This is a genomic window from Streptomyces sp. NPDC088747 (genome assembly GCF_044751025.1).
Taxonomy (GTDB): Bacteria; Actinomycetota; Actinomycetes; order Streptomycetales; family Streptomycetaceae; genus Streptomyces.
On the sequence record NZ_JBIVKZ010000011.1, the window covers coordinates 148,634 to 168,889 of the forward strand.

Here is a 20,256-nt window from a genome sequence, read left to right on the forward strand (position 1 = left end):
TCTAGCCCTCTTTCGGCGGACGGGTGATCCCCGCGATGCGGTACGCGTCCGCCTCCTCCAGGGTCTCGTTCGCGAGCAGCGCCTCGGCGAGGGCGTCCAACTGCCCGCGGTGGTCGCGGAGCTTCTCGCAGGCCTCCTCGTAGCACCCGTCGACGATGCGCCGCATCTCGTGGTCGATCGAGTCCAGGGTGGCGGGAGCCGCGGCGAGGCCGTAGGCCTGCTGGACGTCGTTCGGGAGGGCGGAGAGGCGGCCGACGCGTTCGCTCATGCCCCAGCGGGCGACCATGCCGCGCGCGAGGCTGGTGACCTGCTCAAGGTCGTTCTCCGAACCCGTGGTGACGACCCCGTAGACGACGTGCTCGGCGGCCATGCCCCCCAGCGCGCCGATGATGCGACCGCGCAGGTACTCCTCGGTGTACGCGTAACGGTCCGCGTCCGGGGTGGACAGCGTGACACCCAGAGCACGGCCGCGCGGCACGATGGTGATCTTGCGGACCGGGTCGGACCCGGGCTGGAGCATGCCGAGCAGGGCGTGGCCGCTCTCGTGATAGGCGGTGCGGCGGCGTTCCTCGACGGGCATCACCAGGGGGCGCACGGCGCCCAGTTGGACCTTTTCGAGCGCCTCCGAGAGGTCCGACCGCGTGACCTGCTTCTGCTTGCGCTTGACGGCGAGGAGCGCGGCCTCGTTGGCGAGATTGGCCAGATCCGCACCTGTCATGCCCGGAGTCGAGCGGGCCACCTGGGTCAGATCCACGTCCGGGGCCAGCGGGATCCCGCGGGTGTGGATCTCCAGGATCGCCGCGCGGCCCTCGCGGTCGGGGGGCGAGACGTTGACGACGCGGTCGAAGCGGCCGGGCCGGGTGAGCGCCGGGTCCAGGATGTCCGCGCGGTTCGTCGCGGCGATGACGATCACGCCCTCGGCGCCGGAGAAGCCGTCCATCTCGGTGAGGATCTGGTTCAGGGTCTGCTCGCGCTCGTCGTGGCCGCCCATTCCGGAGCCGCCGGCCCGCGCCCGCCCGATGGTGTCGATCTCGTCGATGAAGATGATGGAGGGGGCCACCTTGCGGGCCTCCGCGAACAGTTCGCGGACCCGGGAGGCGCCCACACCCACGATCATCTCGATGAACTCCGAGGCGGAGGCCGAGAAGAACGGCACCCCCGCCTCCCCTGCGACCGCCCGCGCCAGCAGCGTCTTTCCGGTGCCGGGAGGACCGGCGAGGAGCACGCCACGGGGCATCTTGGCGCCCATTTTCCGGTACTCGTCGGGGTTCTTCAGGAAGTCCACGACGTCGTTGAGTTCGCCCTCGACCTCGTCGATCCCGGCCACGTCCGCGAACGTCGTGCGCTCGGCACCGGGCTGGAGCTCGACCGGTTTCGGCGGCGCCTTGCGGCCGAGCATTCCGCCCGCGCCGCCCATCCCCGAGCTCATCCGCCGGGCGATGAAGATCCACAGGACGACGAGGAGCAGCATCGGCGCGAGCGAGATCAGCAGGTTGGACAGGAAGCTGCGCTGCTGGACCACCGGCTCGGCGGTCACCGTGACGTCGTGCTTCTCCAGGTCCTCCCAGAGCTGGTCGTCCGCGAAGGACGGGCGCTGGGTCTTGAACTTGGTGTACTTCCCGTCGTCCTCCGGGTTGTCCTGGGCGTTCTTGAGCTGGCCCTGGATCGCGTCGCCCTTGGAGTAGATCTTGGTGACGTTGCCGGCGTCGACCTGCTTGCTGAACTCCGTGTACGAGATCGTCGGCTCGTCGCCCTCGTTGAAGAAGGACAGCACCAGGTTGGCGATCAGGTACACGACGAGGGCGGTGAGGATCAGCCCGCCCCAGCCACCCGGCATCTTCCGCTTGCCGGAAGCCGGTGGTGTCGGCTCCGGCGGGGTGCCTTCGGAACGCCACGGCTGGTCAGCCTTGCGCGGCGGCACGGGGTTGGTCATATCCGGACGTTACGACAGGAAAGAGACGCCAGCACCCGCAGGGAACGGCCCGGCGACGCGCCGGGGGCGCCCCCCGAAAACGAGGGGCGCCCCCGGCGTCGTACGAGATCAGAGCCCCGTACGCGAAGCACCGTACGGGAGGACGACCCGTACGCGACGAACCGTCAGCCCATGAACTTCTTGAACTCGTCCGGCAGCTCGAAGGGCTGGCCGCTCTGCTGGGGCAGGCCGGGGGCGTCGCCCGGCTGGCCGCCGGCCTCGCGGCGTGCCGCGGCCTCCGCCTCCTCCTGCTTGCGCTTCATCGGGTTGCCGGAGCGCTGCTTGCCCTTGGCCTGCTTCTGCTTCTTCTTGGCGCGGCCGGGGCCGCCGCCCATGCCCGGAATCCCGGGCATCCCCGGCATGCCGCCGCCCTGGGCCATTCGGGCCATCATCTTGCGGGCCTCGAAGAAACGCTCGACCAGGCCCTTGACCGCGCTGACGTCGACACCGGAGCCCTTGGCGACACGGGCGCGGCGCGAGCCGTTGATGATCGTCGGTTCCTGGCGCTCGGCCGGGGTCATGGACTTGATGATCGCGGCCATGCGGTCGACATCACGCTCGTCGATGTTGGCGATCTGGTCCTTGATCTGGCCCATGCCCGGGAGCATGCCGAGCAGCTTGCTGATGCTGCCCATCTTCCGGACCTGTTCCATCTGGGCCAGGAAGTCGTCGAGCGTGAAGTCCTGACCCTTCTTGGACGCCAGCTTGGAGGCCATCTGCTGGGCCTCTTCCTGGCTGAACGTCTTCTCCGCCTGCTCGATCAGGGTGAGCAGGTCACCCATGTCGAGGATGCGGGAGGCCATCCGGTCAGGGTGGAAGGCGTCGAAGTCGTCGAGCTTCTCGCCGTTCGACGCGAACATGATCGGCTTGCCGGTGACCGACGCGATGGAGAGGGCCGCGCCGCCGCGGGCGTCGCCGTCGAGCTTGGAGAGCACCACGCCGTCGAAGCCGACGCCGTCACGGAAGGACTCGGCGGTGTTGACCGCGTCCTGGCCGATCATCGCGTCGACGACGAAGAGGATCTCGTCCGGCGAGACGGCGTCGCGGATGTCCGCGGCCTGCCGCATCAGTTCCTGGTCGATGCCCAGGCGGCCGGCGGTGTCGACGACCACGATGTCGTGGACCTTCGTCTTCGCGAACTCGATGGAGTCCTTGGCGACCTTGACCGGGTCACCGACGCCGTTGCCGGGCTCGGGCGCGTAGACGGCGACGCCCGCGCGCTCGGCGACGACGCTGAGCTGGTTCACGGCGTTGGGGCGCTGGAGGTCGGCGGCGACGAGCAGCGGGGAGTGGCCCTGGTCCTTGAGCCACTTGCCGAGCTTGCCCGCGAGCGTGGTCTTACCGGCACCCTGGAGACCGGCCAGCATGATCACGGTGGGCGGGTTCTTGGCGAACCGGAGGCGGCGGGTCTCGCCGCCGAGGATCGTGACGAGTTCCTCGTTCACGATCTTCAGGACCTGCTGAGCCGGGTTCAGCGCCTTGGAGACCTCGGCACCGAGCGCGCGCTCCTTGACGTTCTTGATGAAGGTCCGCACGACCGGCAGGGCGACGTCCGCTTCGAGAAGCGCGATACGGATCTCGCGTGCGGTGGCGTCGATGTCAGCTTCGGACAGCCGGCCCTTGCCCCGCAGGTTCTTGAACGTCGCTGAGAGGCGATCGGAGAGAGTATCGAACACGGCGCTCGTCTGTCCTCAGGGGTCGGGGGCGATGGGAATCGCCCTCCAGGGTATCTGGCCGCGCGCGGAAGGGTCTCCACCGCGTTCGTACGAGCTTGGCGGCACCCTCGCACACGGGTGCGCCGTCGATCGCAGGACCGCGTCCGGAGTCACCCCCGGAGCATCTCCTCCAGCCCCCGGGCCAGCGAGGCGGCCTCCTCCCCCGGCAGCGGCGAGCCCTTCGCCCCCGTCACGTAGAAGGCGTCCACGGCGTTCGCGCCCAGCGTGGACACGTGCATGCTGCGCACCCGTACGTTCGCCTTCTCCAGCGCCCGCCCGATCCGGTGCAGCAGGCCTGGGGCGTCATGGGCGCGGACCTCGATGACGGTGGCGTGGCGGGATGCCGCCGGGGCGACCGTCACCCGGGGCGGCGGGGCGATCGTGCCGCGGCGCCTGGGATAGGCGGCGTCCCGCTCGGCCAGGCGGCCCGCGATGTCCAGGGAGCCGTCCAGGGCGCGTACCAGGTCGGCGCGCAGCCGGGCGGCCTGCGGCAGGGAGCCGTACTCGGCGGCGACCCGCCAGTCCAGCAGCAGCACCGAACCCTCCACGCCGTCGGGCAGGTCGAGGGCGCGCAGTCCGGCCGTACGGACGGTCAGCCGGTGCATGGCGAGGACGCCCGCGACGGCGGGGAGCACACCGGGCTGGTCGGGTACGGCGATGAGGAGTTCCACGCCCAGCGGTTCCGGGTCCTGCGGTACGGACGCGGGGACGGCCTCGGGGTCGACCGGTTCGGTCTGGGCACGCAGCGACAGCACGGGCCCGCCGGTCCGGAACGACTCGATCGCGAGCCGTTCCTCTTCGGCCGTCGGCGCCACGGTCTCGGGCTCCTCGGGGGCGTCCCCGGAGAACACCGCGGAGACCCGCTTGACCAGGTCGGTGACGAGGGAGCCCCGCCAGGAGGACCAGGCGGCGGGTCCGGTGGCCAGCGCGTCGGCCTCGGTGAGCGCGTGCAGCAGTTCGAGGGTGCCCTGCGAGCCGACCGCCTCGGCGACCGCGCGGACGGTGGCGGGGTCCTCCAGGTCGCGCCGGGTGGCGGTGTCGATGAGCAGCAGATGATGGCGTACGAGGGTGGCGAGCACGGCCACGTCCGCGCGGTCGAAGCCGATCCGGGCGGCCACGTCGCGCGCGATGATCTCGCCCGCCACGGAGTGGTCGCCGGGCCAGCCCTTGCCGATGTCGTGCAGCAGGGCGGCGACGAGGAGCAGGTCGGGGCGGCCCACCCGGCGGGCGAGTTCGGAGGCGCGGACGGCAGTCTCGATGAGGTGGCGGTCCACGGTCCAGATGTGGACGGCGTTGCGCTGCGGGCGGCAGCGCACGCGCTCCCAGTCGGGCAGCAGTCTGGTGATCAGGCCCTCGGCCTCCAGGGCCTCCCAGACCTCGATGGTCGGGCGGCCGGAGCCGAGGAGCGTGACGAGTTGTTCGCGTGCCTCGGCGGGCCAGGGCGTGGGCAGGGGGCGTGCGGCGGCTGCCATGCGCCGTACGGCGTGCAGGGAGAGCGGGAGGCCGGACTGCGCCGCCGCGGCCGCCGCTCGCAGCGGGAGCACGGGGTCGCGCTCGGGTCGCGCGGCGCGGGCGAGCACCACCTCGCCGTCCTGTTCGACGACACCCTCGGCGAGCGGGGAGCGCTCCGCGGCGGGCTTGGCACCGCCGCCGAGCATGGCGCGCAGACGCGGACGCACGGCGCGGGAACGCAGCACGCGTCCGACCTCGCGCCAGGTCACGTCACTCGCGTACGAGACGACGCGGGCCGCCTCGTACACCTGGCGCAGCAGGGTGTCGGCGTCCAGCAGTCCCAGTTCCGCGGCGACCTGGTCCTGCTCCTGGAGTGCGAGGCGGTCGGTGGCGCGGCCGGTGGTGAGGTGGAGCGCGTCACGGACGTCCAGCAGGCGCCTTCGGGCGTCGGTGAGGCCTTCGCGGGGCGCGTCCGCGAGCCAGGAGGCGGCCACCGCGCGCAGGGCGGTGGCGTCGCGCAGTCCGCCGCGCGCCTCCTTCAGGTCCGGTTCGAGGAGGTACTGCAACTCGCCCTGGCGTTCAGCCCGTTCGGAGCACAGCTCCTGGAGTTCGGGGAGACGTTTCGGCGCCTGGTTGCGCCAGTCGGCGAGGACGGCCGTGCGCAGTCCCGCGGTGAGGCCGAGGTCGCCGGCGATGTGCCGGGCGTCGAGGAGTCCGAGCTGGACCTTGAGGTCCTCGCCCGCCGTCTTGCGGGCCTCGGCCGGCGTGCGGACGGAGTGGTCGAGGTCGAGGCCGAGGCCGAGGTCCCAGACGGGGTACCAGATGCGGTCGGCCAGGGCCGCGACGGCGCCCGAGTCGCTGCCGTCGTGCAGGAGGAGCAGGTCGAGGTCGCTGCGCGGGGAGAGCTCGCCTCTGCCGTAGCCGCCGACGGCGACCAGGGAGACGCCGCGGGGCGCCTCGCTGCCGGCTTCGAAGAGGCCGGTGAGCCAGTCGTCCGTGAGTTCGGCGAGGGCTGCACGGCGCGGCGGCCCGGACTGCGCCTCCCCCTGGAGAAGGCGCAGCCGGGCCGCCGCATAGCCGCTGGGTCCCGAGTCCTCTGCTTCCGTACGCGTGTCCGTACTCGTCACCCAGCGACTCCTGTCTTTCTTTGTCTCCTCGGAGCCCGTCGTCTCCTCGGAGCCCGTCTCTTGCGAGCGCGCCGTCTCTCTAGAGCGCGTCCGGGCCGCGCTCGCCGGTCCTGACGCGGACGGCGGTGTCGACCGGGATCGACCACACCTTGCCGTCACCGATCTTGCCCGTACGGGCCGCCTTGACGATGACGTCGATCAGACCCTCGGCGGCGTCGTCCTCGGCCAGCACCTCGACACGGATCTTGGGAACCAGATCGACCGTGTACTCCGCACCACGGTAGACCTCGGTGTGCCCACGCTGCCGACCGTAGCCGCTGGCCTCGGTCACCGTCAGACCATGAACCCCGAAGGCCTGCAGGGCCTCCTTGATCTCGTCCAGCCGGTGAGGCTTCACAACAGCGGTGATGAGCTTCATGCGTCCACCTTCTTGGCCGTGCCCGCCGTGCCCGCCGTGGCGGTCGTCGAAGAACTGAAGCCCGAGCCACCGCCCGCGCCACTGAAGTCGTATGCGGTCTCGGCGTGCTCGGCCTGGTCGATACCCGCGACCTCCTCGTCCTCACCGACCCGCATTCCGATCGTCTTGTCGATCAGGAAGGCGAGGATCGCGGAGGCGACGAGGGAGTAGCCGAGGACGGCGAAGACACCGGCGCACTGCTTCCAGAACTGGTCCAGGCCGCCGCCGTAGAAGAGGCCCTCGACGTCGGACTGGCCCTTGCCGGAGGCGAAGAACCCGATGAGCAGGGAGCCCACGACACCGCCGACGAGGTGGACACCCACCACGTCCAGGGAGTCGTCGTAGCCGAACTTGTACTTCAGGCCGACCGCCATGGCGCACAGCACACCCGCGATGGCACCCACCGCGATCGCGCCGAGCGGGGAGACCGCACCGCCGGACGGGGTGATCGCCACCAGACCCGCGACCGCACCGGAAGCCGCGCCCAGCGTGGTGAACGCGCCGTGCCGGATCTTCTCGTAGGCCAGCCAGGCCAGCATCGCCGCCGCGGTGGCAATCTGCGTGTTGAGGAACATCAGCGCGCCGACACCGTCGTCGTTGCCCAGCCAGGAACCGGCGTTGAAGCCGAACCAGCCGAACCACAGCAGACCCGCGCCCAGCATCACCAGCGGCAGGCTGTGCGGACGCATCGGGTCCTTCTTGAAACCGACCCGCTTGCCGATCACCAGGATCACACCCAGCGCCGCCGCACCCGCGTTGATGTGGACCGCCGTACCACCCGCGAAGTCGATCACCCCGAGGTCGAAGGCCCAGCCGCCGGTGCCCCACACCCAGTGCGCGACCGGGAAGTACACGACCGTCACCCACAGCGTGACGAACAGGCACCAGGACACGAACTTCACCCGGTCCGCGAGCGCACCGCTTATCAGCGCCGGCGTGATGATCGCGAACATCAGCTGGAACACGGCGAAGACGTAGATCGGGATCGTGTACCCGTCCCAGAGGTCCGTGCTGCCGATCCCGCTGAACCCGACGTAGTCGGAGGTCCAGCCGATCAGCGAGCCCTTGTCGGTGCCGAAGGCGAGGGAGAAGCCGTACAGCACCCACAGGATGGTGACGATCCCGATGCTGATGAAACTCATCATCAGCATGTTCAAGGTGCTCTTGACGCGGACCATGCCTCCATAGAAGAAGGCCAGGCCGGGCGTCATGATCAGCACCAGGGCGGAACAGATGAGCATGAACCCTGTGTTGGCAGCAGACAGCGTGGGTGCATCTGCGGCAAGGGTGATGGCTGGTGCCATCGGCGTCTCCTCGTCGGTTGGTACGGCCCCGTGCGGGCGAAGCCTGAAGTGGGCGTGAGGGGTGGGCCGGTTATGCGCCATGACATTGGCGCAGCGCGGTTTCGGTCGGCGCCCCTCGATGTTTCACCGCAGTGACGAAGGCGCCTCGTGTGTTACGCCTCGATGAACTGCCTGAGACCGCGCGGAGCGATCGTTATCGTGGCGCAACCTTCCCCGGAACGGAGACAGGCCGGCCGCGACGGGCCGTCCGATGACCTGGCATGGGGGAGCCGAGTCGGGCAGTTCGGGACGGCCGGCCGCGGCCGGGGTACTGGGACAAGGCCGCTCGCACGGCCTCCGTCAGACCGCCTCGGCGGTCTCGGGCAGGTCGACGGCGAGCTGGGCGGTGAGGTCGACGACCTCGGCGAGGTCACCGAAGTCCCGGGCCGCGGTGTCGACGGTCTTTCGAATACGAGTGTTGACGCGCTCCGAGCGGACTTTCCTGGCGTACGCCATGGCTTCCGTGGCGCGCGCCGCGCTCTTCTCGGGCTCCCGCTGGAGGAGGTGCACGGTGGCCATGCCGATCAGGTTCAGTGCGTATGAACGCTGGTGTTCGGAGTCCTTGGCGAAGAGGTCGACGGCCTGCCGCATCAGGGGCTCGGCCATGGAGGCGTACGTGGGGCTGCGCCCGGCGACATAGGCGAGGTCGCGGTAGGAGTGGCTGTTCTCGCCGTACAGCTCGGCCTCGGAGAAGAAGCGGATCCAGTCGGGGTCCGGGTCGTCCCATTCGTGCACGTCGGCGAAGGTGTCCTCGGCCATCCGGACGGCGCGCTTGCACTTCCCGGGCTGGCCCATGTTGGCGTACGCGCGGGCCTCCATCGCATACAGCATGGACTGGGTGCGAGGGCTCGCGCAGTCGCGGCTTCCGTACTGCGCGAGGTGGATGAGTTCCAGCGCGTCGTCGGGGCGGCCCAGGTGGATCATCTGGCGGCTCATGCTGGACAGGACGTACGAGCCGAGCGGTTTGTCGCCGGCCTCCTTGGCGGCGTGCAGGGCGAGGACGAAGTACTTCTGAGCGGTGGGCTGGAGCCCCACGTCGTAGCTCATCCAGCCCGCGAGCTCGGCCAGTTCCGCCGCGACCTTGAACAGGCGCCTGTTCGTCTCGGCGGGCTGGGGCTCCTGGAGGAGGTCCGTCACCTCGTGCAACTGCCCCACGACCGCCTTGCGGCGCAGTCCGCCGCCGCACTGGGCGTCCCACTGCCGGAACATCACGGTGGTGGACTCCAGGAGGTCGAGCTCCGGCTTGGAGAGCCGGCCGCGGCGCACCGAGGTGGACTGCTCGGGCTCGGAGCGCGGCGTGGTGGGCGACGGCACCAGCCAGCGCTGCATGGGTTCGATGAGGGCGGGTCCCGCCGCGAGGGCGAGTGAGCTGCCGAGGAAGCCGCGCCGCGCCAGCATCAGGTCGCTGCGGGAGTACTCGCTGATCAGCGCCACGGTCTGCGGGCCCGTCCAGGGCAGGTCGACGCCGGACACGGACGGTGACTGGTGGGCGGCGCGCAGCCCGAGGTCCTCGACGGCGACGACACAGCCGAACCGCTCGGAGAACAGCTCGGAGAGGATCCGCGGGATGGGCTCGCGGGGATTCTCTCCGTCGAGCCAGCGCCGCACCCGCGAGGTGTCCGTGGAGATGTGGTTGGCCCCCAACTGACGGGCCCTGCGGTTCACTTGACGTGCGAGCTCGCCCTTGGACCAACCGCTGCGCACGAACCATGAGCCGAGCAGCTCATTGGGGCGCTTGTCCGTGCCGGTCGCGGTCGCCCCGCCTCCGCCGTTGCCGCCCACTGGAACGCCCCCATCCCTGAGACCACTTGTACGCTGCGTGCGCCAAGCCCTATCAGAATGCCGGTAAATACGGCTGCCCGTCCGGTAGTTCTCACCCTTCGAACGGGAAGCCGACTTGCCCTTGGCATACCCACGAGTGCACACGTCCCCAGGACTCGTGTACTCAAAGTAATCCTACGATCACCCCTCCAGCCATGGCGATCCCGGAAACGCCACCATTCGCCACCCCTTCGAATGAACTCCGCGCCGTCCACCCGCGATTCACTTGACACGACATGGCCCGGACTGGGCGGAGCGGTGTGCGCCGGGGCGCGTGACGCCGAGCACGCTACCCGGAGCACCTCTGAGCGCCGCCTGGATCGGGCGGTAATCGGGGAAGTCGGAAACACAGGGTCACGTTCCGATCGCGGCACGTAACCACCGGTAGATCGGACCCGTTGGAGGGGGCATGGGCTTCACGATCGGCAGCAGTCGGGGGACGCGAGAACTCCGGCCCGGCTCACGGCGCCGCGGCCGCTTGTCGGAGTGCACCGCCGTGGCGGAGTTCACCGGGCTGTGGGGATGGGACGTGGTCCCGGGCGCGCGGGCCGCCGCGGGTGCCTGTTCCTGCGGCAAGGCCGACTGCCGGGCACCGGGCGCGCATCCACTGGACTTCGCGCCGTCGATCCCGGCCGGCGCCACCCTCGACGAGGTGACCGAGGCCTGGGCCGGGTTCCCCGGTGCCGCCATGATGCTGCCGGTCGGCCGCGCGTTCGACGTGATCGAGGTCGCCGAGGCCGCCGGGCGCCGCGCGCTCGTCCGGCTCGAACGGATGGGGCTCCCCCTCGGACCGGTGGCGGTGACGCCGGACGGCCGCGCCCAGTTCCTCGTCGCCCCCGGCTCCGCGCCCGAACTGCCCCAGCTGCTCTACCGGATGGGCTGGGACGACGCCTTCCTCGACCTGCACGGCCTCAGCACCGGCGCGCACATCACCGCCCCGCCCTCCGACCGCGCTGGCCTCGGCCCGGTCCGCTGGCTGCGCTCCCCCGACCTGGACTCGGCGACCAAGCCGCCACAGGCGCGGCTGCTGCTCGGGACACTGGCGTACGTGGCACACCGCTCACGCGCGTAGGCACTCTCCTCGGGTTCAGCCACCCTCACCACGGGCCCGGCCGTCCTCACCCCGACCTCACATGACGAAGCGCCCGCTCCCGACTGCACCTCGGGGGCGGGCGCTTCTCGAAGCACCGGTCGGACTCGGTCCGGGAGTCAGTCTGGTCAGTCTCCGATAAGGGCATCCACGAACGCCTCCGGCTCGAACGGCGCCAGGTCGTCCGCCCCCTCGCCCAGACCCACCAGCTTGACCGGCACGCCCAGCTCGCGCTGCACCGCGATGACGATGCCGCCCTTGGCCGTGCCGTCGAGCTTGGTGAGCACGATGCCGGTGACGTCGACGACCTCGGCGAAGACACGGGCCTGGACGAGGCCGTTCTGCCCGGTGGTGGCGTCGAGGACGAGCAGGATCTCGTCCAGCGGAGCGTGCTTCTCGACCACTCGCTTGACCTTGCCGAGCTCGTCCATGAGCCCGGTCTTGGTGTGCAGCCGGCCGGCGGTGTCGATGAGGACGACGTCCGCGCCCGCCTCGATGCCCTCCTTGACCGCGTCGAACGCGATCGAGGCGGGGTCCCCGCCCTCGGGACCGCGCACGGTGCGGGCACCCACGCGGTCACCCCAGGTCTGGAGCTGGTCGGCGGCTGCGGCGCGGAAGGTGTCGGCGGCACCCAGGACGACGTTCTTGCCGTCGGCGACCAGCACCCGGGCGAGCTTGCCGGTCGTGGTGGTCTTGCCGGTGCCGTTGACCCCGACGACCATCACGATGCCGGGGGTGTCGAGGTTCGAGTCGGTCTTGACCTCGCGGTCGAACTCGGGGACGAGCAGCGTGAGCAGTTCCTCGCGCAGCAGCGCCCGCAGCTCCTCCGGCGTACGGGTGCCGAGCACCCTCACCCGCTCACGCAGCCGGTCGACCAGCTCCTGGGTGGGCTGCACGCCGACGTCGGCGGTGAGCAGCGTGTCCTCGATCTCCTCCCAGGTGTCCTCGTCGAGGTGCTCGCGCGAGAGCAGCGTGAGCAGCCCCTTGCCGAGCGCGTTCTGCGAGCGGGACAGCCGGGTGCGCAGCCGCACCAGCCGGCCCGCGGTCGGTTCCGGGACCTCGATCCCGGGGGCCGCGGGGGGTTCCTCGACGGCGACGGGTGCCGACGCCGCCGCGTCGGAGCCCGGAAGATCCACCTCCTCGATCGTGCGGCGCGGTTCGTCGCGCGGCGTCTCGGCCTCGTCGCCGACGTGCGGCTCGGCCGGGGGGGCGGTGATGTCGGGGGCGGCGGGGGGCGGCGGGGGCAGTTTTCGCTTGCGACTGCCGACGACGAGCCCACCGAGCGCGCCGATCACGACCACGGCGATGACTACAGCAAGGATGACGATTTCCATAACGTCACCCAGTATCAGCCATCCCCCGCCGCGGAGGGAGAGCCGCTCCACGGCGAGCGATTCGTATCTTCCTCCAAAGAACACGACCACCGGAGCGAGCCCGCGCGCCCCTCCACCACTCCCGTCGCGCCCCCGACCGCGCCGTACCCGGTACGCACCCCCGACCGCACCGCGCCCGGCGTGCGCCGCCGGCCCGCTCCAGACCGACCTCAGGTCGGCCTCAGGTCGGCCTCAGGTCGACCTCAGGTCGACCTCAGGTCGAGCCCAGCCTGCTCACACCCCAAGAAGCCCTCCCCGCACCCACCGAGGAGCCCACCTCTATAGCAGTCTGACGCACCGTCAGCTACCGTCCCCCACCACACCCGAAGGGGGGCTCCCATGCCCGTAACCGTCGTGCGCTTCAACCTCGTTGACCCCGACGCCACCCCCGCGTCACTGAGCGCCCGCTACCAGGCTGCGGTCGAGATGGCCGCGTACGCCGACGACCGCGGCATCACCACCGTGCAGACCGAGGAACACCACGGCGTCCCCAACAACTGGCTGCCGTCACCGTTCGCCTTCGCGGGCGCTGTGTTCGGCGCGACCCGGCACATCGCGGTCACCGTGTCGGCGGTCATCGGCCCACTGCACAACCCCCTGCGGCTGGCAGAGGACGTCGCCGTGCTCGACCTGCTCAGCGGCGGACGCCTGGTCACGGTCGCGGGCATCGGCTACCGGCCCGAGGAGTACGCCCTCTTCGACGTCGACTGGAAGCGGCGCGGCAGGCTCCAGGACGAACTGCTGGAAACGGTGCTGAAGGCGTGGACCGGCGAGGAGTTCGAGTACCGGGGCAGGACCGTACGGGTGACTCCGCGGCCCTTCTCCGACCCGCACCCCCTGCTGCTGGTCGGCGGCTCCTCCAAGGCGGCGGCACGGCGAGCGGCCCGCCTGGGCCTGCCCTTCTTCCCCAGCGCCCACCTTCCCGGCCTTGAGGCGTACTACAAGGAGCGGCTCATCGAGTACGGCACCGAGGGCTGGACCATGATGCCGTCGGCCGAGACCCCGCTCCTGCACATCGCCGAGGACCCGGACCGGGCCTGGGCCGAGTACGGCAAACACTTCCTGCACGAGGCGGCGACGTACGCCTCCTGGCAGTCCGGCGACATCCGCTCGGCGGTGAGGTCGGCGGCGACGACGGTGGACGAGCTGCGCGCCGAGGGCGTCTACCGGATCCTCACGCCGGACGAGTGCGTCGCCCACCACCTCGACAACTACGTCCTGCACCCGCTGTCCGGCGGCATGCCGGTCGACGAGGGCTGGCGCAGCCTGCACCTGTTCTGCGAGAGCGTCCTGCCCCGCCTCAAGGACTGAACTCAAGGACAGAACTCAGGGATGGAACTCAGGGATGGAACTGAAGGACCGAGGAGGCGGCCCGAGGGTCGGAAAACGCGCCGCCCCGGCTCGGGGCCTCGAAGGCCGAGCCGGGGCGGTGCGTCTCTTACGAGTACGGGGAGAGGGGCAGCGGGGGGTTGGCCCTTCTCCCCGAGTTTCGGGCGGGCCGGCCGGTGAGGCCTAGCCCATCTCTTCCAGTGTCTTGCCCTTGGTCTCCTTGACGTACTTGAGGACGAAGGGGATGGAGAGTGCGGCGAAGACCGTGTAGATGACGTAGGTCGCGGAGAGGTTCCAGTCGGCCAGGGACGGGAAGCTCGCCGTGATGGCCCAGTTGGCGATCCACTGCGCGGAGGCGGCGACGCCCAGGGCGGCGGCGCGGATCCGGTTGGGGAACATCTCGCCGAGGAAGACCCACACCACGACACCCCAGGACAGGGCGAAGAAGAGGACGAAGACGTGGGCGGCGATCAGGGCGATCCAGCCCTGGGTGGCCGGCAGCTTGCCGTCGACGAGGTCGAAGGAGAACGCCCACGCCTCGAAACCGAGACCGATGACCATACCCACGGAACCGATCAGGGCCAGCGGACGGCGCCCGATACGGTCGACGAAGATCATCGCGATCACGGTGCCGATGATGTTGATGATCGACGTGGTGAACGAGTAGAAGAACGACTCCGTCGGGTCCACACCCACCGACTGCCACAGCGTCGAGGAGTAGTAGAACGCGACGTTGATACCGACGAACTGCTGGAACACCGACAGACCGATACCGATCCACACGATCGGCTTGAAGAAGAAGCTGCCGCCGAGCAGGTCCTTGAAGGTCGACTTGTGCTCGCTCTTCATCGCGTGCTCGATCTCGGCGACCCGGGCGTCCAGGTCGATCCTGTCGCCCTCGACCTCCTTGAGCACCTCACGGGCGCGCTTGTCACGGCCCGCGGAGATCAGGAAGCGGGGGGACTCGGGGATCGCGAAGGAGAGCAGGCCGTACAGAACGGCCGGGATGACCATCACGCCGAGCATGACCTGCCAGGCCTCAAGACCCATCAGCTGCCCGCGCTGGTCACCGTCCGCGGCGTTCAGGATGCCCCAGTTGACCAGCTGCGAGACCGCGATACCGACCACGATCGCCGCCTGCTGGAAGGACCCCAGACGCCCGCGGTAGGCGGGCGGCGCGACCTCGGCGATGTAGGCGGGGCCGATGACGGAGGCCATACCGATCGCGAAACCGCCGATGACCCGCCAGAACGCCAGGTCATACAGGGCGAAGGGCAGCGAGGACCCCACGGCGCTGATGGTGAACAGGACCGCCGAGATCTGCATGCAGCGGATACGGCCGATACGGTCAGCGATCCGCCCCGCGGTCGCCGCACCGATCGCGCAGCCGATCAACGCGATGGCGATGACCTGGGCCAGCGCCGCCGAACCGATGTCGTACCGGCTCCGGATCGCTTCGACGGTCCCGTTGATCACGGCACTGTCGTAGCCGAAGAGGAACCCGCCCATCGCGGCCGCCGCCGCGATGAAGATGACATGCCCGAGATGCTCGGGATGAGCCGCTCCGGCTCCTGACTTGTCGGGCGCTGTGCTGGTCACGTGAAACTCCTCGGGCCACCGGCCTCACTGCCGGGGGTGGGGGCGAGCCCTTCAAATGGTCATATAAGTGGCGCACAACATGACGCCGCCCACCACCTGAAGGTAAAAGCAACGTTGCAGAGACTATGCCTTCAACTTTCGAAGTCAACAGCCGCCCTGCTGTGAGCTTTCTCCGCAGTAATCACAGAGGTGCGTTCAACACTTGAACCCGAAGAGGAACCCAGAAAGAAGTCCAGGTCACGACACATGTGGACTACACGTATCTACCGGAGCCGCTGGCTGATGACCTTCGACACACCGTCACCCTGCATGGAGACGCCGTACAGCGCGTCGGCGACCTCCATCGTGCGCTTCTGGTGCGTGATCACGATCAGCTGCGAGGCCTCCTGGAGCTCCTGCATGATCCGGATCAGCCGCTGGAGGTTGGTGTCGTCGAGCGCCGCCTCGACCTCGTCCATCACGTAGAACGGACTGGGCCGCGCCTTGAAGATCGACACCAGCAGGGCCACGGCGGTCAGGGACCGCTCCCCACCGGAGAGCAGACTCAGCCGCTTGACCTTCTTGCCCGGAGGGCGCGCTTCCACGTCGACACCCGTGGTGAGCATGTTGTCGGGATCGGTCAGGATCAACCGCCCCTCGCCTCCCGGGAACAACCGGCTGAAAACACCCTCGAACTGCAGGGCCGTGTCCCGGTACGCCTCGGTGAAGACCTGTTCGACACGCTCGTCGACCTCCTTCACGACTTGAAGCAGGTCGGTCCGCGTCTTCTTGAGGTCCTCCAACTGCTCGCTGAGGAACTTGTGACGCTCCTCCAGCGCGGCGAACTCCTCAAGGGCGAGCGGATTGACCTTCCCGAGCTGCTGGTACGCCCGTTCGGCTGACTTGAGCCGCCGCTCCTGTTCGGATCGGTGGAACGGGCGTGGCTGGTTGCGCGGGTGCTCCGGGTCCTCGGGCAGTTCCTCGCCCTCGGCGGGGAGCGAGGGCGGCACGAGCTGCTGCGGGCCGTAGTCGGCCACCAGCCCTGCCGGTTCGACACCGAGTTCCTCCAGCGCCTTCGACTCCAGCTGCTCTATCCGCAGCCGCTTCTCGGCGCCGAGTACCTCGCCCCGGTGAACTGAATCCGTGAGTTTGTCGAGTTCCGCCTTGAGGTCGCGTCCTTCGCCGCGCGCCGCACCGAGAGCCCGCTCCCGGTGGGCCTTGGCGTTCTCGGCGGCGGCCCGCTCCTCCTCGGCCCTGGTCAGCGAGACCTCGACGTGCGTGAGCAGCTGCCGCGCCCCGGAGGCCACGGCCTCGGCGACCTCGGCCTCGTACCGCAGCCGCGCCCTGCGCTGCTCGGCACGCGCGCGTGCCTCGCGTTCGGCGCGCGCGGCCCGGTCGAGTCCGTCGGCCCGTCCGGCGAGCCCCTTCACCCGCTCCTCGTGCGTCCGCACCTGGAGCCGGGCCTCCATCTCGGTCTGCCGCGCGTTGGCGCCGTCGGCGGCCAGCCGGTCCCGTACGCCGGTGTCGGGCTCCTCCTCCACCGGCATCTCCTCGGCGACGGCGAGCCGCTCGGCCAGCTCCTCCGCCTCCTCCATGGCGCGGTCGAGCGCGTCCTGCGCCCGCGCGGCGGCGGCCGTACTGCGCTCGGCCTCCCCCGCCGCGCCACGCGCCTGCCCGGCGAGCCGCCCCAACTGCTGTGCCACGGCCGACTTCTCGCGCTCGGCGGTCCGCCGCCGCTCCCCCAGCTCCTCGACGAGCGCGGCGCACTCCTTGCGGCGCCCGGTGGCCTCGTGCTGCGCCTCGCCGAGTTCCGCACACCGCACGGCCAGCTCTTCGAGCTCGGCCGCCGCCTCGTCGACGGACGCCTGCACCTCCAGCAGACTCGGCGCCCCGGCCGACCCACCCTGCGCGAAGTGAGCCCCCAGCAGGTCCCCTTCGGCGGTGACGGCGGTCAGCTCCGGCCGCGAGTAGACCAGCTCCTCGGCGTCCTCCAGGGTGCTGACCACGACGATCCCGCGCAGCAGCCGTCGTACGGCGGGCATCAGATCGCCCGGCCCCCGGACGAGATCGGCGGCGTACGGCGGTCCTTCGCCCCGGTCCTCACGGCGTACGTCGTCCTCCGGCGCCCCCGCCAGCAGCAGCGCCGCCCGTCCCCCGTCCTGCTTGCGGAGCAGCCGGATGGCGTCCGCGGCGGAGGCGGGGGTGGTGACGGCGATGGCGTCCGCCGCGGCGCCGAAGGCGGCGGCCAGCGCGACCTCGAAACCCTGGGTGACCGAGAGGAGTTCGGCCGCGGGCCCGAGGAGACCCGTCAGTCGCTCCTTGGCACCGAGAAGCGTCCCCGTACCGTCCTTGCGGCGCAGTCCGAGCGCGAGGGCCTCGCGGCGGGCCTGGGTCGCGGCGCGCCTGCGCTCCGCCGTCGTGGCTGCTTCGCGGGCCGCTGTCTGCGCGGCCTCCGCCTCGGCGAGCGCCCGCTTGGCCGCCTCGTGCTGCTCCGCCAGCGTGGCGTCACCCGCGTCGAGGCCGTCGACCTCCGCCTTCAGCTGCTCGTACTCCTCCTGGGCCGCGACCGCGCGCTCCTGGGCCTCGTCGCGGGAGGAGGCGAGCCGGTCGATCTCGGCCTGGGCGGAGGCGGCCCGTGAACGGGCGGCGTTGACCTGGCCGTTGAGGCGGGCCAGGCCCTCGCGGCGGTCGGCGATGGCGCGGGCGACGTCCTTGAGCCGGCGTTCCTCGACGGTGAGCTCACGCTCCAGCTCGGCCCGGTGCTCGACGGTGCCCTCAAGGGCGTGCTCGGCCGCCTCCAGGGCCGCTTCGAGCTCGGCCTCCTGCTCGCGGATCCGCGCGGCCTCGCGTTCCATGTCCTCGGGGTCGCGCCCGCGCCGCTCCTCGGGAGCCGTCGAGGTCGCGCTCTTCACGCGCGCGTCGGCCAGCGAGATCGTGCCGCGCACCCGCTCGGCGAGCTGCGACAGCTCGTACCAGGTCTGCTGGGCACGCTGGAGGCGCGGGGCGAGCCGGCGGACCTCGTCCTCCAGGAGCGCTTCGCGCTGCTGCGCCTTCTTCAGCTCGGACTCGGTGGCTTCCTTGCGTTCCTTCAGCGCGGCCTCGTCGGCGATCTCGCCCTGGAGCGCCTGCCGCAGGCGTACCAGGTCGTCGGCGAGGAGCCGGAGCCGGGCGTCGCGCAGGTCGGCCTGGATGACGGCGGCACGGCGGGCGACCGCGGCCTGCCGGCCCAGCGGCTTCAGCTGCCGCCGCAGCTCGTCCGTCAGGTCCTGCACGCGCGCCAGGTTCGCCTGCATCGCGTCCAGCTTCCGCAGCGCCTTCTCCTTGCGCTTGCGGTGCTTGAGGACGCCCGCGGCCTCCTCGATGAAGGCGCGGCGGCCCATCGGATCGGCGTGCAGTACGGAGTCGAGCTGGCCCTGGCCGACGATGACGTGCATCTCGCGGCCGATGCCGGAGTCGCTCAGCAGTTCCTGGATGTCCAGCAGGCGACACGTGTCGCCATTGAGCTGGTACTCGCTGCCGCCGTTGCGGAACATGATCCGGGTGATGGTGACTTCGGCGTACTCGATGGGCAGCGCGCCGTCGGAGTTGTCGATGGTGAGGGACACCTCGGCCCGGCCCAGCGGTGGCCGCCCGGTGGTGCCGGCGAAGATGACGTCCTCCATCTTGCCGCCGCGCAGCGACTTGGCGCCCTGCTCGCCCATCACCCAGCTGAGCGCGTCCACGACATTGGACTTGCCCGAGCCGTTGGGGCCCACGACGCAGGTGATGCCCGGTTCGAACCGCAGCGTGGTCGCCGAGGCGAACGATTTGAACCCGCGCAGGGTGAGGGCCTTGAGGTGCACGCCGCGGAACTCTACCTTTTGGGGCGGTCTCACTCCATGAACGCGCGGTTTCACCCATGAACGTGCAGGGCACACCAGACGTACGGACAGAGGAACAGTGCGCGAAGGCAGTGGACGAGTTCGCGGGGGAAAGAAGAAGGGACGCCGAAGAGGCGTCCCTTGCAATTCTGACAACTTAGCGGTTGATGTGAGCTTCCCGACCACCGCTGTCGTGGTGCGATGCGGTGATCAGGTGAGCGCAGGCTCCGCCTGGGGTACGTCGAGATCGAGAAGCGAGTCGTGAGAAGCGGCAGCCGCGAGCGCGTCGTTCTCGGCCTGGATCCGTCCGAGCTCGGATTCGAGGTCCTGTACGCGCTGCTGGAGCCGTCGCATCTCGGCAATGAGTCGCGGGTCGGAACCGCCGACGTAACCGAGAAGCGCCTTTGCCATGATGGATGGTCCTCCACACTGAGTGACCGACCGAAACGGTGTGGGTCGATGGGTCGTGAGGGAATCGCACCCGCGATGCTTGACACTTTTAAGTTCTTGCTGCTGTTCCACATGCCAAACAGCTAAGGTGCGCGGGGCTTTCAGCGTCTCACCAAAAAGTTTGACGGTCAACACGATCACGCCCCGCAATGGCGGGCAAGGCTGGGGCGCGCGGCCCCTTGCGGGCGGCGCTGCGACTCCTGCGGGGCCCTGGGGGCGGGGAGATCATCCGTAACCGCGGAGCCTGCCACGACCTGTCATTCTTGGCAACCACCTGGGCCTTTCTGCTTCCGGCAGGTGCCCGTGGCATGTCCCGGCGCTCCGGACCGGCCGGTCTCGGCGTCTCCGTCAGCGGATGGCGAAGCCGTCGTAGATCCCGCGGGGCGTGTCCCAGATCTCAGTGACTCCGTCCACACGCCCGGGTGTGTCGTCGCCCTGGAGCCAGTCGAGCAGGCTCTGGCAGCCGGCGCGGGGGCCTTCGGCGACCACTTGGACGCGTCCGTCCTCGAGATTGAGAGCAAAACCACTCAGCTCCCCGATCTCCAGCGCTCTGGCCCGGGTGAACCAGCGGAAACCCACCCCTTGCACCCTTCCGCGCACCCAGATGACCACCCGTGCAACCTCGTTCATAGGTGCACGCTAACCGGACAATGTCTCTCGCGGCACTTCCCTCCCTTGCGCCATGCGGT

At 70.1% G+C, this 20,256-nt stretch carries 13 protein-coding genes; 2 read left to right on the top strand and 11 right to left on the bottom strand.

What is annotated here, in order from left to right; all coding sequences use genetic code 11:
- Position 1: 1 nt before the first annotated feature.
- From ftsH to ACIP79_RS25315, 6 genes are all read right to left on the bottom strand, one after another.
- A complete protein-coding gene (gene ftsH, locus ACIP79_RS25290; protein ID WP_401226856.1) occupies positions 2 to 1,933 on the bottom strand; it encodes an ATP-dependent zinc metalloprotease FtsH in 1,932 nt (643 codons plus the stop codon).
- A gap of 164 nt (positions 1,934 to 2,097) precedes the next feature.
- The gene (gene ffh / locus ACIP79_RS25295; protein ID WP_401226857.1) at positions 2,098 to 3,648 is read right to left on the bottom strand and encodes a signal recognition particle protein; all 1,551 of its coding nucleotides are present in this window, start codon (positions 3,646 to 3,648) and stop codon (positions 2,098 to 2,100) included.
- Between the two features lie 149 nt (positions 3,649 to 3,797).
- Positions 3,798 to 6,266, bottom strand: coding sequence for a [protein-PII] uridylyltransferase (locus tag ACIP79_RS25300; RefSeq protein WP_401226858.1), 2,469 nt, complete (start codon positions 6,264 to 6,266; stop codon positions 3,798 to 3,800).
- Between the two features lie 79 nt (positions 6,267 to 6,345).
- A complete protein-coding gene (locus ACIP79_RS25305) occupies positions 6,346 to 6,684 on the bottom strand; it encodes a P-II family nitrogen regulator (RefSeq protein ID WP_383681657.1) in 339 nt (112 codons plus the stop codon).
- Entirely contained in the window at positions 6,681 to 8,027 is a 1,347-nt protein-coding gene (locus ACIP79_RS25310) for an ammonium transporter (protein WP_383681656.1), read from the bottom strand. The genes ACIP79_RS25305 and ACIP79_RS25310 overlap by 4 nt, the downstream gene beginning before the upstream one ends.
- A gap of 339 nt (positions 8,028 to 8,366) precedes the next feature.
- Positions 8,367 to 9,848: a hypothetical protein gene (locus tag ACIP79_RS25315; RefSeq protein ID WP_401226860.1), complete on the bottom strand. Its 1,482-nt coding sequence runs from the start codon at positions 9,846 to 9,848 to the stop codon at positions 8,367 to 8,369.
- A 448-nt stretch (positions 9,849 to 10,296) separates the two neighbouring features.
- On the opposite strand from ACIP79_RS25315, the gene ACIP79_RS25320 reads away from it, so the two are divergent.
- Positions 10,297 to 10,959, top strand: a complete 663-nt coding sequence (locus tag ACIP79_RS25320; protein WP_401226861.1) for a bifunctional DNA primase/polymerase — start codon at positions 10,297 to 10,299, stop codon at positions 10,957 to 10,959.
- Positions 10,960 to 11,105: 146 nt separating this feature from the next.
- On the opposite strand, the gene ftsY is transcribed toward ACIP79_RS25320, so the two are convergent.
- Positions 11,106 to 12,311 (bottom strand): signal recognition particle-docking protein FtsY, encoded by a 1,206-nt coding sequence (gene ftsY, locus ACIP79_RS25325; RefSeq protein ID WP_383686118.1) that lies wholly within the window; start codon positions 12,309 to 12,311, stop codon positions 11,106 to 11,108.
- A gap of 378 nt (positions 12,312 to 12,689) precedes the next feature.
- Here ftsY and ACIP79_RS25330 point away from each other — a divergent pair, with 378 nt between their 5' ends.
- The gene (locus ACIP79_RS25330; protein WP_401226863.1) at positions 12,690 to 13,661 is read left to right on the top strand and encodes an LLM class flavin-dependent oxidoreductase; all 972 of its coding nucleotides are present in this window, start codon (positions 12,690 to 12,692) and stop codon (positions 13,659 to 13,661) included.
- A 201-nt stretch (positions 13,662 to 13,862) separates the two neighbouring features.
- Here the strand turns inward: ACIP79_RS25330 and ACIP79_RS25335 are convergent, their stop codons facing one another.
- The 4 genes from ACIP79_RS25335 to ACIP79_RS25350 form a co-directional block, all read right to left on the bottom strand.
- Positions 13,863 to 15,278: a sugar porter family MFS transporter gene (locus tag ACIP79_RS25335; RefSeq protein WP_401226865.1), complete on the bottom strand. Its 1,416-nt coding sequence runs from the start codon at positions 15,276 to 15,278 to the stop codon at positions 13,863 to 13,865.
- Positions 15,279 to 15,541: 263 nt separating this feature from the next.
- Positions 15,542 to 19,099 carry a chromosome segregation protein SMC gene (gene smc / locus ACIP79_RS25340; RefSeq protein WP_401226867.1) on the bottom strand — a complete coding sequence of 1,186 codons (3,558 nt, stop codon included), beginning with the start codon at positions 19,097 to 19,099 and terminating at the stop codon, positions 15,542 to 15,544.
- Positions 19,100 to 19,327: 228 nt separating this feature from the next.
- Positions 19,328 to 19,528 carry a hypothetical protein gene (locus ACIP79_RS25345; RefSeq protein ID WP_365428924.1) on the bottom strand — a complete coding sequence of 67 codons (201 nt, stop codon included), beginning with the start codon at positions 19,526 to 19,528 and terminating at the stop codon, positions 19,328 to 19,330.
- 387 nt (positions 19,529 to 19,915) lie between these two features.
- Positions 19,916 to 20,197 carry an acylphosphatase gene (locus tag ACIP79_RS25350; RefSeq protein WP_383686129.1) on the bottom strand — a complete coding sequence of 94 codons (282 nt, stop codon included), beginning with the start codon at positions 20,195 to 20,197 and terminating at the stop codon, positions 19,916 to 19,918.
- Positions 20,198 to 20,256: the final 59 nt, after the last annotated feature.